Below are 13,131 nucleotides of genomic sequence, written 5' to 3'. Positions count from 1 at the left end.
CGCTCACCGCATGAGTGAACTGACCCGCTGGGAGTACGCGACCGTGCCGCTGCTGACCCATGCGACCAAGCAGATTCTCGATCAGTGGGGCACCGACGGCTGGGAGCTGGTCAGCGTCCTTCCAGGACCGACCGGTGAGCAGCATGTCGCGTACCTCAAGCGGCCGAAGGACTGAACCGATGAGCGACTGGAAAGCCAACCTCGCGGAGTTGGGCATCGAACTGCCTCCGGTGACGAAACCCGTTGCGGTGTATGTCCCCGCGGTGCGTTCCGGCTCGTTCGTCTACACCTCGGGGCAGCTGCCGATGATCGACGGCAAGCTTCAGTTTTCCGGCAAGGTCGGTGCCGACGTCAGCCCCGACGACGCGAAGGCGGCAGCACAGACGTGCGCGCTGAACGCGTTGGCCGCGGTGCACGACGCGGTGGGTCTCGACGCCGTCGTTCGGATCGTCAAAGTGGTCGGCTTCGTGGCGTCCGCGGAGGGCTTCACCGGGCAGCCACAAGTGATCAACGGCGCATCGGAGTTTCTCGGTTCTGTCTTCGGTGACGCGGGTGTGCACTCACGCTCGGCGGTCGGTGTCTCGGAACTGCCCCTCGGTGCACCGGTGGAAGTTGAGCTGATCGCCGAAGTGCGCTGACGCCGCATACGCTGGCGGCATGGCTATCGCTCACCCCGCATACGAGCAGTTGCGACAGGTCACCCCAACGGCAAGCGTTCTGCTGGCCGACAATCCGGGGAAGATGACCCTCGACGGCACCAACACCTGGATTCTTCGCGGGACAGGTAGCGCGGAGTGCGTGGTCGTCGATCCGGGCCCGCGGAACAAGGCGCACATCGACAAGATCGCCGAGTTGGCGGGTCCGGTCGCGCTGACGCTGATCACGCACCGGCACTTCGATCACACCGCAGGCTTGAAACGCCATATCAAGCGGACCGGTAGCCCGGTGCGCTCGGCCGATCCGAAATTCCTGCGCGACTCCGACCGGCCCCTCGAAGACGGCGAGGTCATCGAGGCGGCGGGCCTGCAGATTCGGGTGCTCGCCACCCCCGGTCACACCAAGGATTCCGTCAGCTTCGTTCTCGACGACGCCGTGTTGACCGGTGACACCATTCTCGGCCGAGGCACCACCGTCATCGATGCCAGCGACGGCACGCTCGCCGACTACCTGGCGTCGATGGATCGCCTGGTCGAGGCGGGCGCCGGTAAAGCGCTGCTACCCGCGCACGGTCCCGACCACGCCGATGCCGCCGCCGTGGCGAAGATGTACATCGCGCACCGCCAGCAACGACTGGACCAGGTGCGCGCCGCACTCGACACCCTCGGCCAGGACGCGAAGCCGATGAAAGTGGTGCGGCACGTCTACGCCGACGTCGACAAGAAGCTGTGGCCCGCCGCGCGTCAGTCGGTCAAGGCCCAGCTCGACTACCTCAGGAGCTAGCGGGCGCGCCGCGCCGTAACTATCGGGCGCGCCGCGCCGTAACTATCGGGCGCGCCGCGCCAGGCGCTCGGAGTCGACGATCAGCACGCTCTTGCCTTCGAGACGCAACCAACCGCGATGCGCGAAGTCCGCGAGCGCCTTGTTGACCGTCTCGCGTGAGGCACCGACCAGTTGGGCGATCTCTTCCTGCGTCAGGTCGTGCGTGACGCGCAGGGAGCCGGCCTCCTGCGTGCCGAAGCGCTGTGCGAGCTGGAGCAGCTGCTTCGCGACACGGCCGGGGACGTCGGTGAAGATGAGGTCTGCGAGGTTGTTGTTCGTCCGGCGCAGTCTACGAGCGAGAACGCGGAGCAACTGCTCGGCGATCTCCGGTCGATCGGTGATCCAGGACTTGAGCGCGTCGCGGTCCATGCTCACCGCGCGGACCTCGGTGACGGTCGTCGCCGTCGAGGTTCGCGGGCCGGGATCGAAGATCGACAGCTCACCGAACATGTCGGACGGACCCATGATGGTCAGCAGGTTCTCGCGGCCGTCCGGGGAGCGACGACCCAGCTTGACCTTGCCCGACACGATGATGAACAGCCGGTCACCGGGCTCACCCTCGTTGAAGATGACGTGGCCGCGCGGAAAATCGACCGGCTGCAGCTGCTTGGTGAGGGCGGCGACCGCCGAGGGCTCGACGCCTTGGAAGATGCCGGCTCTGGCCAGGGCCTCGTCCACTTGTGCTCCTTCAGGGAAATGTTTCGGTCCGACGACATGCGACCCGTATTTATTCGCGCGTTCATGTCTGTTTCGCGCGAGCTGAACCGGGCAGCGAAGTTTGATTGACAGTGAAGTCTACTTCGCACTGCTCTCACAGTAGTGACAGAGGCCACGTGGTGCGGCGAGAATTGGCCGCGCGGTGCGATTGTGTCGCGGGGAATTCGGCGCTCAACTGGCCTTACGGGCGCTCAGTTCGCGGTCGTCGTCAGCTTCGAGGGACTTGTTGCTGCCGGGATTGCGGCGGCGTTGGAATCGGGCGAGCGCATCGGGCATGCTGCCCTGCGCGAGTGCGGCGACCTCGGCTGTATTGGCCCTGTCGAGGAACTCCTGGACCTCTTGTTCGCGCACGTTCAAGCGGCTGAGACGTGACTCGACCCGTTCCATGGCGAGTGCAAACAGAATCAGCAGCACTGGAAAGAGCACCACAGCGAGTCCTTGCATACCGGTGAGTAAACACGGCGAAGGTCTCAGAAGGAACACGGTTGGAGATTCTTTGTCGGTGGATGTCCGTACAGTTGTGAGGTGCCAGCGAAAGAATCAGGCGAAAAGGGCAGCGAAACACGCGGTAGGACTGCAACTTCCCGCAGCGACGAGACGCGGCTGGGTTTGGTCCGACGCGCCCGTCGCATGAATCGCCGCCTCGGGGAAGCATTTCCGTATGTCTACTGTGAGCTGGACTTCACTACTCCGCTCGAATTAGCCGTTGCCACAATCCTTTCCGCGCAATGCACGGACAAGAAGGTCAACGAAACCACGCCGGCGCTCTTCGCCCGTTACCGCTCGGCCCGCGACTACGCCGAGGCCGAGCGCACCGATATCGAAGAGCTGATCAGACAGACCGGGTTCTACCGCAACAAGACCAACTCGCTGATTGGGCTCGGCCAGGCCCTGCTGGAGCGCTTCGATGGTGAGCTTCCCAACACCCTCGACGACTTGGTGACGCTGCCCGGTATCGGTCGCAAGACGGCCAACGTCATCCTTGGCAACGCCTTCGACATCCCCGGCATCACCGTCGACACGCATTTCGGTCGCCTCGTCCGCCGGTGGGGGTGGACCACAGAAGAAGATCCGGTCAAGGTCGAGCACGCGATCGGCGAGCTGATCGAGAAAAAGGGCTGGACCATCCTGTCGCACCGGGTGATCTTCCACGGCCGACGCGTGTGTCATGCCAAGAAGCCTGCGTGCGGGGTATGCGTGTTGGCCAAGGATTGCCCGTCCTACGGGATCGGTCCCACCGAACCCGAAGCCGCCGCGAAGTTGCTCCGGGGACCGGAGGTCGAGCACCTGCTCGAACTGGCCGGTCTGTGAGATGAGGATTTCCAACACCGCTCGGTGGAGTCTTGCTGCCCTCGTTGTCGTGATCGCGTTGATCGTGGCGATCTGGCCGCGCGGCCACGACCAGCCCGATCGTGGCGCCGACGTCCGGGCCGATACGCCGTCGGCCCAGGTGGAGCCCGTCGATCCGGCATTGGCGGCGCAGCTCGCGCCGTGTCCGCAGCCTGCCGCCGGTGCGAGACCGGCGAACGGTCCGCTCGCCGGGCTGTCCCTGACCTGCCTGCACGACGGTGTTCCGATCGACCTCGGATCGGCACTCGCGGGCAAGCCTGCACTGATCAATCTGTGGGCGTACTGGTGCGCACCGTGCGCCCAGGAGCTGCCGATTCTGGCTGACTTTGCGGCGCGCACAGGTGGGGCGGTTAACGTGCTGACGGTGCACTCCGATCCCAGCGAGGCGAAGGCCCTCGCCCGACTTGCAGATCTGTCCGTTCGGCTGCCCGGCTTTCAGGACGGCGACAGCCGATTGCGAACAGCGGTGTCCGCGCCGCCGGTACTGCCGGTCTCGGTGCTGATCAGGGCCGACGGCAGCGTCGCCGAGGTGGTGGCGCATCCGTTTGCCAGTGTCGACGAGATCGCCGCGGAAGTGCAGCGCACCCTTGGAGTGAGCGTATGAGTGCCTCGACACCGCAATGGTTGCGTCGGGTCGCGGAGATCGTTCCCACCGATACCACCGGTACCAACCCGGTTCTCAGCCGCTATCCGACCCCCACCCAGGATGCGCGGCGCGCCGCCGTCCTCGTCTTGTTCGGCGGCTCGGCCGAGTCGGCCGCGCTACCCGCCGATGCAGAAGTCCTTCTTACCCAGCGCGCGTCGACCCTGCGTCAGCACAGCGGTCAGGTCGCGTTCCCAGGCGGCGGTGCCGATCAGGGCGACGACAGTCCGATCGCGACGGCCCTTCGGGAGGCGCAAGAGGAGACGGGCCTGGATCCGTCGGGCGTCGAGCCGCTTGCAGTGCTGCCCGGAATTTTCGTGCCGCCGTCCAAATTCGACGTCACCCCCGTCGTCGCGTACTGGCGCACCCCCAGCCCGGTGGGAGTGGTCGACGCCGCCGAAGCCGAACGTGTGGTCCCGGTTTCCGTGCACACCCTGCTCGAGCCGGCGAATCGCTTCGTCGTCCGTCATCCGCTCGGTTACCGAGGTCCCGCGTTCATGGTCGAGGGAATGCTGGTGTGGGGGTTCACCGGTGGCATCCTTGCCGGACTGCTCGCCGTCTCCGGCTGGGAACTGCCGTGGGACCACTCCGATGTGCGCGATCTGGAGTCGACGCTGGCCGAGGCAGGTATGACCGATAGCCTGTTGCAGTCGCCGGTGCCGGACTCGCCGTCACTGCGATCGGATTCCACCACGTTCGCCGAGGAAAAGAGCTCCCGACAGTGACCGGCTCCAGTTGGCTCGACCTGGGTGTTGTGCTCGTTGCGTTGCTCGCGGCGTCGTCCGGTTGGCGGCAAGGCGCTGTGGCGTCGGCGCTGGCCTTCCTGGGTGTCATCCTCGGCGCGGTTGCGGGCATCCTGATCGCGCCGCACATTCTGATTCACGTCTCCGAAGGCCGGGCCCGCGTGTTGGCAGGCGTGCTGCTGATCGTCACCCTTGTGATCGTCGGCGAGGTGGCGGGGATGGTGCTGGGTCGTGCGGCCCGCAGCGGAATGCACAGTCCCGCAGCACGTTCGGTGGACAGTGTGATCGGCGCCGTGTTGCAGGCCGTTGCCGTTCTGGTGGCAGCGTGGTTGTTGGCGGTGCCGCTGACCAGTTCGTCGCAGCCCGATGTTGCCACCGCGGTGCGAGGCTCGAAGGTCTTGAGCAAGGTCGACGACATCGCTCCGGACTGGATGCGCGAACTGCCCAAGGAGTTCTCCGCACTGCTCGATACTTCCGGGTTGCCGGACGTGATCGGCCCGTTCGGTCGTACACCGATCGCCACCGTCGAGCCACCCGATCCCAGTATTGCCGCCAGCCCGGTCGCTGCCGCGGTGCAGCAGAGCGTCGTCCGAATTCGTGGTGTCGCACCCAGCTGCCAGCGCGCGCTGGAAGGCTCCGGCTTCGTCGTGGCGCCGGAACGCGTGATGACCAACGCCCACGTGATCGCGGGAACGTCGGGCGTCACCGTCGACACCGCGGACGGTCCACTGGACGCCGATGTGGTCCTGTTCGATCCGTCCGTCGACATCGCGGTGCTGTCGGTGCCGGGACTGAAGGCCCCTGCCCTGACGATGGCGCCCGAGGCCGCGCAGACCGGTGCCAACGCGATCGTGCTCGGCTATCCGGGCGGTGGGCCGTACAACGCCAGCGCCGCGCGCGTCCGCGAGACACTCGATCTCAGTGGGCCCAACATCTACCGCTCCGGGACCGTCGAACGCGAGGTCTACACGGTGCGCGGCGAGATCAGGCAGGGCAACTCGGGCGGACCGTTGGTCGACGACCAGGGCCGTGTGCTCGGCGTGGTGTTCGGTGCGGCAGTGGACAACAGCGACACCGGATTCGTCCTCACCAACAAGGAGATCGCCAAGCAGCTCGCGGCAGCACCGCAGGTGCGCGACACCGTGGACACCGGCGCCTGCATCGTCTAGAACGCGAAACGCACGAACTCCGCGTTGACGTCGTCCGGCGCCTCTTGGTGGGCGTAGTGCCCGACGCCGGGAATGCTGTGCAGCTGCCGATGTGGCGCCCACTTCTTGCATCGCTGCAGGGTGGCGATCGAGATGTACGGGTCGTGGTCGCCGTGGATCTGCAACACGGGGATATCGATCGTGCGGTCCATGGTCGCCATGAATCGGCGCCCGTCCGGTCGCCATTGGCTACGAAATGCCCAGCGTTGATATTCCAGCGCCGAGTGTGCGACGCCCGGAATCTGAATGGCCGATCGCATCTTGCGCGCGGCCTCGGTGAATTCCCTGGTACGCGGCCACGTCGGACCCGATCGGGTCCGCAGCAGCCGTTCCACCTCGAAACCGTCACCGTCGGTCAGCCGTCGCTCGGGTAGCACCGGCATCTGGTAGCGCAGGAAGGTCGGTAGCCATTCCCGCCGCTGCGGGGCGTCGCGCAGGACGCCGCGCTTGAGCGCGATCGGATGCGGCGAGCTGATCAACGCGATGGACCGCACCAAGCGAGGGTGCAACACCGCTGTGCCCCAACAGACCAGACCGCCGTCGGCGTGGCCGAGGAGTGTGGCGTCGGCATGGCCGAGCGCGCGGATCAGCCCCGCGATGTCACCCGCGAGCGTCCAGCCGTCGTAGCCGCGTGGTGGTTTGTCAGTGTCCCCGTACCCGCGCAAATCGACTGCGACGGCACGGAATCCGGCATCGGCCAGGCCGATCAGCTGATGCCGCCACGACCACCAGAAGTCGGCGAAGCCGTGCAGCATCACCACGAGCGGGGCATCGGTCCGGGCGGGTCCTGCCTCGACGACATGGAAGCGGATGCCGTTGGCGTGGATGTCGCGATGGGTCCATGGCCCGTCGAAGCGGACCGTCGAGGGGTCGGGGTAGTCGGGCACTAACGCGTGAGAGCGCCGCCGGAGTGTTTACCTGCGATGCCGTTCTGAGTCGATCCGCCGGTGGGGAGAACCGTGCGCGCCTGCTTGAGCGAGTCGATGGTCTTGGCGGGAGCGCGCACCTTGCGAACACGGAGGAAGCCGAGCAGACCGAGCAGCGCTGCAAACAACACCATCGCGAGGAACACGATCAGGAAGGCGAGCCAGCGCGCCAACCACACGTCGAGCAGTTCGGCGAGAAAGAAGAAGAGGAAGAACGAGCTGAACAGCAGCACGGTCAGCGCGAGGATGAAGAAAATGCTGCCCTGCAGACCCTTCTTGACCTCGCCGGTCACCTCGGCCTTCGCCAGCGCGACCTCGGCGCGGACCAGCGTCGACACCTGGGCGGTCGCATCCTTGACCAGATTGCCGATGCTGCCCTCGCCGGGAACCTGGACGTCGGACAGCGGAATCGACGAGATGGTGTCGGGAGCGCCCACCTCGTGAGCGGCGTGCCGACCGCCGTCGTTGCGACTGTTGCTGCGATTGGTGAAGCTCACGTTGTCGACCCTCCGGTTGTCGTCGATAAGTCTTGCGTGCCGCGTCGCAACACTAACGCCGATCGCGGCTTCGACGTTGCCGAAGGCCCTATCGACATCGCCGAAGGCGCAATCGACATCGCCGCAGTTGGCTTCCGGTGTCAGGTTATCGGTGAACCGCGACGCCGCGGGCACCGACGGGCGAACAGGCCCGCACGACCGCGCGTGCAGTGTCCGCGATATCTATCGAATCGATCTATCGCCGTTGTTTCACGGGTGAAATAATGACATGTGTCATGGGAGAACTTCGCGAGCTCTACCTATCTTTGAGATACATACCGATCAAGCAATTGGCGAGGAGCACGACATGACACCGCAGAAGGTACCCACCGCAATGTTCAAAGGCCTGTTCTGGGATATCGGCTTGGTGCTGATCGCCTACTACGGCCTGCGAATCGCCGGAGCCGACGAGTACGTCGCGTTGTTGGCGGCAACGGTGATCGCGGGTCTCCGAGTGGTCATCGTCGCGATGCGCGAGCGCACCCTCGACCTGTTCGCCGGATTCTTGCTCGCCGTCTTCGGTATCGGGCTGATCCTCGCGGTGATCACCCACGACCCGTCGTTGGCCTTGATGGCGAAATCCGGGACCACCGGCGTCGCGGGTGTGCTGTTCACCGCCAGCATGGTTGTCCGGCGGCCGCTGTCCTATGCTGCGCTGCAGCGGTTCTCGACCCCCGACGAGCGCACCGCCTACGACCAGCTCTGGGCCGAATCCGCTGCCTTCCGCACCCGCAACTACCGGCTGACCGCGCTGTGGGGCTTCGGATTGCTCACCGACGCGTTGCTTCGCGTCCTGGTGGTCGTGCTGTTCCCGCTCGACGTCGCGGCCGGCGTCTCCAGTGCAGTCGAGATCGCGGTCATCGCCGTACTGGTCCTCATCACGCGACGGGTCATCATCCGCGCGAAGGCCGCGCAGAGTGCGGACGCGGTTACGGCGGCCGCGGTCGCATGACCGAAGACACCTGGAGTGGCCCGGCGATGACCGTTCTCGGTTTCGTCGGGCTTCGCGGTCCCGATCGCGCGATCAGCGGCTACGACATCAAGCAACTCGCCGAACGCAGTGTGCAACGGTTCTTTTCGCTCAGTTTCGGCCAGATCTACCCACTGCTTGCGAAGCTGGAGGGCGGCGGCCTAGTCGAGCAGCTACCCGATCCGGACAGCAATCGCGACCGCAAGACCTACCGCATCACCGCCGCGGGGCAAGCCGAACTACGTACCTGGCTGGACCGCGACGCCGAACCGATCGCCAGTAGGGATCTCGATCTCGCGCGAATGCTGCTTGTCGGCCACCTGGACCCGGCGCGAACCCTGGACCTGGTGCAGGCCAGACGGACGCACCTGGAGAGCGAACTCGCGAAAGTCCGTGCCGTCGTTGGTCTTCCGGATCTACCGCCTGGTGTGCGGACCTTGATCGTGGACAGCGTGGTCGACTTCGGTGTCGCCACGCTGACCGCTCAGATCGAGTGGTGCCACCGCACCGAGCAGCAGCTGAAACGAGCGCTCAGCGCGCGGCTCTGATGTCCTCGAACACCTTGGGGTCCACCAGAGTCGACGTGTCACCTAGCTCTCGACCCTCCGCGACATCGCGAAGCAACCGGCGCATGATCTTGCCGCTGCGGGTCTTGGGAAGCTCAGGGACGATGTGGATTTCGCGCGGTTTGGCGATCGGGCTGATGTCCTTGGAGACGTGCGCTTTCAGTTCGGTGACCAGTGCGTCTCCGGTGTTCTCGGTGCTGCCCTTGAGGATCACGAACGCGACGATGCCCTGACCTGTCGTCTCGTCCGATGCACCGACGACGGCGGCCTCGGCCACACCGCTGTGCCCGACGAGCGCCGATTCCACCTCGGACGTCGAAATACGGTGTCCCGACACGTTCATCACGTCGTCGACGCGGCCGAGCACCCACAGCGCTCCGTCCTCGTCGTAGCGGGCGCCGTCGCCCGCGAAGTACCAGCCCTGCTCCGCGAACTTTTCCCAGTAGGTCGCCTTGTAGCGCTCCATGTCGCCCCAGATGCCGCGCAGCATCGCAGGCCACGGCTGGTCCAGGACCAGGTAACCGACGTGAGCGGAGCCTGCGGAGCGAACCGAAAAATCAGCTTCTTTCTCCGAATCGGTGACGTCGTTACCCTCGTCGTCGACGATCTTCACCGAGATACCCGGCAGCGGCGCCATCGCAGCTCCCGGCTTCGTCGCCGTCACCCCGGGCAGCGGGGAAATCATGATCGCGCCGGTTTCGGTCTGCCACCACGTGTCGACGATCGGTGCCTTGTTCGCCCCGATCACCTCGCGGTACCAGCGCCACGCCTCCGGGTTGATCGGCTCGCCGACCGAGCCGAGGACCCGGATCGACGACAGATCGTGCGCCTGCGGAATCTGGCGGCCCCACTTCATGAACGTGCGGATCAGCGTCGGCGCCGTGTAGTAGATGCTGACGCCGTACTTCTCGACGATGTTCCAATGCCGGTGCTCGTCAGGCGAATTCGGCGTTCCCTCGTAGACCACCTGGGTTGTCCGGTTGGACAGCGGGCCATAGACGATGTAGGTGTGCCCGGTGACCCAGCCGATGTCGGCGGTGCACCAGTAGACGTCTTTGCCAGCCTTGTGATCGAACACGTTGTGGTGCGTGTACGACGCCTGCGTCAGGTAGCCGCCGGTGGTGTGGACGATGCCCTTCGGCTTACCGGTGGTGCCGGAGGTGTAGAGGATGAAGAGGGGATGCTCGGCGTCGAACGGCTGTGCTTCGTGCTCGGTCGACGCCTTCGCGACGGTTTCGTGCCACCACACGTCGCGGCCGTCGGTCCACTCGATCTCGAGGTTCGTGCGACGCACCACTAGCACGTGTTCGACGGAGTGCGGGGTGCCGCCATTCGCGTACAACGCTTCGTCCACGGCTTCCTTCAGCGGCGCCGCCTTGCCGCGCCGCCACTGCCCGTCGGTGGTGATGACCAGGCGGGCTTCGGCGTCGTCGACGCGTTGGCGCAGCGCACTGGGAGAGAAGCCGGCGAACACGACCGAATGTGTGAGGCCGAGGCGCGCGCAGGCGAGCATCGAGATGATCGCCTCGGGAATCATCGGCATATAGATGGCGACGCGGTCGCCCGCTTCGAGGCCGATCTCGGTCAGGTAGTTGGCGGCCTGGGACACCTCGGCCAGCAGCTCCGAATACGTGATGTTTCGGCTGTCGCCGGGCTCGCCCTCGAAGTGGATGGCCACCTGATCGCCGTGTCCGTCGAGGACGTGCCGATCGACGCAGTTGTATGCGACGTTGAGTTGTCCGCCGACAAACCACTTCGCGACATAGCTGGGTCGCTCCGCAGGCTCCGCTCCTGCGGCGCCTCCGGACCAGTCCAGAACCTCGCTCCATGGCTCGTGCCAGTGCAGCCTCGCCGCCTGGTCTGCCCAGAACGCCAGTCGGTCCTTGTCGGCGGCTTCTTGGAGTTCGGGACCGGCGTTGGCATCGGCTCGGAACTCGGGGCTCGGCTCGAAAAGTGCGGTTGCCGTATTGCCGGAGTCGGGACTGGAGCCGGTCATGTAGCTGCCTCTTTCGTCGCGTCGTGAGCTCTGGGTCACGACCGTAGTCCATGTGATTCAAATCCCATCACCGTTGCATCCCCGTTGCATCCGGTTACACACTGACCAGCAATTTTCCGGTGATTGCGCAGATGGACCGTCGTATTTCCCGTATTACGGCCATGTTGCCCAATCGGACGGAGTTAAACGAACATGCCTCAAATCGGTGACAAGGCTCGTTCGAGTGGCTAATGTCACCGACATTCACTCGGGCAACTGTGTCGGCCCGCGCTGCCAACAGAATTTTCGAATCAGCGCCGACGACGGCTGTTTGTCCGTGTCACGAAAATTACTATGCGTCGGGAGCAGAACTTGAGATTGAGAAGAACGACCGCCCTCGCGGCGGCCTTGATACTGGCCGGGGGGATCGGGCTTTCGGCTTGCTCGTCCGATTCCGGATCCAACAGTGCATTGGTCACCGTCAACGGTTCGGAACCGCAGAACCCGCTGGTTCCGACGAACACCAACGAGAACGGTGGCGGTCGCATCGTCGATCGTCTCTTCGCCGGATTGAAGTATTACGACGCGAAGGGCCAGCCGCACGACGAGATGGCTCAGTCGATCGACACCACCGATCAGAAGAACTTCACCATCAAGATCAAGCCCGACTGGAAGTTCACGGACGGCACACCTGTCACCGCCAAATCGTTCGTCGATGCGTGGAACTACGGCGCACTCGCGACCAACGCCCAGCTGCAGAGTTACGTGTTCACGCCGATCCTCGGTTTCGACGACGTGCAGTCGGATCCGCCGAAGGCCCAGACAATGTCCGGTCTGACGGTCGTCGACGACACCACGTTCAAGGTGGAGCTGAAGGATCCGTCGATCGACTTCGAGTTCGGACTCGGCTACGCGCCGTTCTATCCGCTGCCGGAGTCCGCGTTCAAAGACATGAAGGCGTTCGGTGAACACCCGATCGGCAACGGTCCCTACAAGTTCGCGAGCGACGACGCGTGGCAGCACAACGTGAAGCTCGACGTGGTTCCGAACGGTGACTACAAGGGCGGCCGACCGGCGAAGAACGACGGCCTGTCCTTCGTCTTCTACCAGTCCTTCGATACCGCGTACTCGGATCTGCAGGCAAACAACCTGGACTTCCTGGACACGATTCCGGACAGTGCGCTCGGCACCTACAAGCAGGATCTCGGTGATCGGGTGCTGGAGGCCCCGACCGCTCAGAACCAGTGGATCGGCATCCCCGGCAACCTCGCGCACTTCACAGGCGAAGAGGGTGTACTGCGCAAGAAGGCGATCTCGGAGGCCATCAACCGGCAGCAGATCGCGGACAACATCTTCAAGGGAACACGTAAGCCCGCAAAGGATTTCACCTCCAGCAGCCTGCCGGGATTCAACGGCAACCTGGCCGGGTCCGAGGTGCTGAACTACGACCCGGACGGCGCCAAGAAGCTATGGGCGCAGGCGGATGCGATCGCTCCGTGGAGTGGTCAGTTCCAGATCGCCTACAACTCCGACGGTGGCCACCAGGCCTGGATCGAAGCGGTCGCGAACAGCATCAAGAACACGCTCGGTATCGAGGCTGTGGGTGCGGCGTACCCGACGTTCAAGCAGGTGCGTGACGAGATCAGCGGACGGACCATCAACAAGGCGTTCCGCTACGGCTGGCAGGGTGACTACCCGACCATGCTGCAGTTCCTGACGCCGAACTTCCTCTCGACTTCGCCCACCAACGATGTCGAGTACAAGAGTCCGGATTTCGACGCGAAGTTGAATGCGGCGTTGCAGGCGAAGACTCCGGAGGAGTCCTACGCCCAGACCGCGCAGGCTCAGGAAATTCTGCTGCGCGACCTGCCGACCATCCCGATCTTCGACTACATCGCCTCGGCGGGTAAGTCGGAGAACGTGACCAACGCCCAGCTCGCCTGGAATGGGCTGGCGGACTTCGAGAACATCACCAAGTAGGCCCCCCGCCCCGTGAGTCTTTCCCGACGGCCATGACC

Annotated in this window: 15 protein-coding genes; 10 read left to right on the top strand and 5 right to left on the bottom strand. The window is 64.8% G+C overall.

Annotation, left to right across the window (positions count from 1 at the left end; genetic code table 11):
- Nucleotides 1–10: 10 nt before the first annotated feature.
- From sp36 to FOY51_RS00420, 3 genes are read left to right on the top strand one after another with little or no spacing between them, the layout of a single operon-like run.
- Nucleotides 11–175: a Sp36 family protein gene (gene sp36, locus FOY51_RS00430; RefSeq protein WP_149428248.1), complete on the top strand. Its 165-nt coding sequence runs from the start codon at nt 11–13 to the stop codon at nt 173–175.
- A 4-nt stretch (nt 176–179) separates the two neighbouring features.
- Entirely contained in the window at nt 180–638 is a 459-nt protein-coding gene (locus FOY51_RS00425) for a RidA family protein (RefSeq protein ID WP_149428247.1), read from the top strand.
- A gap of 19 nt (nt 639–657) precedes the next feature.
- Nucleotides 658–1,440: an MBL fold metallo-hydrolase gene (locus FOY51_RS00420; RefSeq protein ID WP_149428246.1), complete on the top strand. Its 783-nt coding sequence runs from the start codon at nt 658–660 to the stop codon at nt 1,438–1,440.
- Nucleotides 1,441–1,482: 42 nt separating this feature from the next.
- Here the strand turns inward: FOY51_RS00420 and FOY51_RS00415 are convergent, their stop codons facing one another.
- Nucleotides 1,483–2,157: a Crp/Fnr family transcriptional regulator gene (locus FOY51_RS00415; protein ID WP_149428245.1), complete on the bottom strand. Its 675-nt coding sequence runs from the start codon at nt 2,155–2,157 to the stop codon at nt 1,483–1,485.
- Nucleotides 2,158–2,367: 210 nt separating this feature from the next.
- On the bottom strand, nt 2,368–2,640 hold the full coding sequence (locus tag FOY51_RS00410; protein WP_149428244.1) for a hypothetical protein: 273 nt from the start codon (nt 2,638–2,640) through the stop codon (nt 2,368–2,370).
- 186 nt (nt 2,641–2,826) lie between these two features.
- On the opposite strand from FOY51_RS00410, the gene nth reads away from it, so the two are divergent.
- From nth to FOY51_RS00390, 4 genes are read left to right on the top strand one after another with little or no spacing between them, the layout of a single operon-like run.
- Entirely contained in the window at nt 2,827–3,507 is a 681-nt protein-coding gene (gene nth / locus FOY51_RS00405) for an endonuclease III (protein ID WP_235916085.1), read from the top strand.
- A 1-nt stretch (nt 3,508) separates the two neighbouring features.
- Nucleotides 3,509–4,150, top strand: a complete 642-nt coding sequence (locus FOY51_RS00400; RefSeq protein WP_149428242.1) for a TlpA family protein disulfide reductase — start codon at nt 3,509–3,511, stop codon at nt 4,148–4,150.
- Entirely contained in the window at nt 4,147–4,914 is a 768-nt protein-coding gene (locus FOY51_RS00395; protein ID WP_149428241.1) for an NUDIX hydrolase, read from the top strand. The genes FOY51_RS00400 and FOY51_RS00395 overlap by 4 nt, the downstream gene beginning before the upstream one ends.
- Entirely contained in the window at nt 4,911–6,101 is a 1,191-nt protein-coding gene (locus tag FOY51_RS00390; protein ID WP_149428240.1) for a MarP family serine protease, read from the top strand. Before FOY51_RS00395 ends, FOY51_RS00390 begins: the two co-directional genes overlap by 4 nt.
- Here FOY51_RS00390 and FOY51_RS00385 read toward each other — a convergent pair.
- Together FOY51_RS00385 and FOY51_RS00380 are read right to left on the bottom strand one after the other, a co-directional pair.
- A complete protein-coding gene (locus FOY51_RS00385; RefSeq protein WP_149428239.1) occupies nt 6,098–7,027 on the bottom strand; it encodes an alpha/beta fold hydrolase in 930 nt (309 codons plus the stop codon). The genes FOY51_RS00390 and FOY51_RS00385 overlap by 4 nt on opposite strands.
- Nucleotides 7,027–7,563: a phage holin family protein gene (locus FOY51_RS00380; RefSeq protein WP_149428238.1), complete on the bottom strand. Its 537-nt coding sequence runs from the start codon at nt 7,561–7,563 to the stop codon at nt 7,027–7,029. Before FOY51_RS00380 ends, FOY51_RS00385 begins: the two co-directional genes overlap by 1 nt.
- A 346-nt stretch (nt 7,564–7,909) precedes the next feature.
- Here FOY51_RS00380 and FOY51_RS00375 point away from each other — a divergent pair, with 346 nt between their 5' ends.
- Both FOY51_RS00375 and FOY51_RS00370 read left to right on the top strand, forming a co-directional pair.
- Entirely contained in the window at nt 7,910–8,554 is a 645-nt protein-coding gene (locus FOY51_RS00375) for a VC0807 family protein (RefSeq protein ID WP_149428237.1), read from the top strand.
- Nucleotides 8,551–9,120: a PadR family transcriptional regulator gene (locus FOY51_RS00370; RefSeq protein ID WP_149428236.1), complete on the top strand. Its 570-nt coding sequence runs from the start codon at nt 8,551–8,553 to the stop codon at nt 9,118–9,120. The genes FOY51_RS00375 and FOY51_RS00370 overlap by 4 nt, the downstream gene beginning before the upstream one ends.
- On the opposite strand, the gene acs is transcribed toward FOY51_RS00370, so the two are convergent.
- Nucleotides 9,104–11,134, bottom strand: coding sequence for an acetate--CoA ligase (gene acs, locus FOY51_RS00365; RefSeq protein WP_149428235.1), 2,031 nt, complete (start codon nt 11,132–11,134; stop codon nt 9,104–9,106). The genes FOY51_RS00370 and acs overlap by 17 nt on opposite strands.
- A 333-nt stretch (nt 11,135–11,467) precedes the next feature.
- On the opposite strand from acs, the gene FOY51_RS00360 reads away from it, so the two are divergent.
- Entirely contained in the window at nt 11,468–13,093 is a 1,626-nt protein-coding gene (locus FOY51_RS00360; RefSeq protein ID WP_149428234.1) for a peptide ABC transporter substrate-binding protein, read from the top strand.
- The last annotated feature ends 38 nt before the right edge of the window (nt 13,094–13,131 follow it).

It is taken from the genome of Antrihabitans cavernicola, from assembly GCF_008297975.1.
In the GTDB taxonomy this organism is placed as follows: Bacteria; Actinomycetota; Actinomycetes; order Mycobacteriales; family Mycobacteriaceae; genus Antrihabitans; species Antrihabitans cavernicola.
This window is presented reverse-complemented; position numbering and strand designations above follow the sequence as displayed.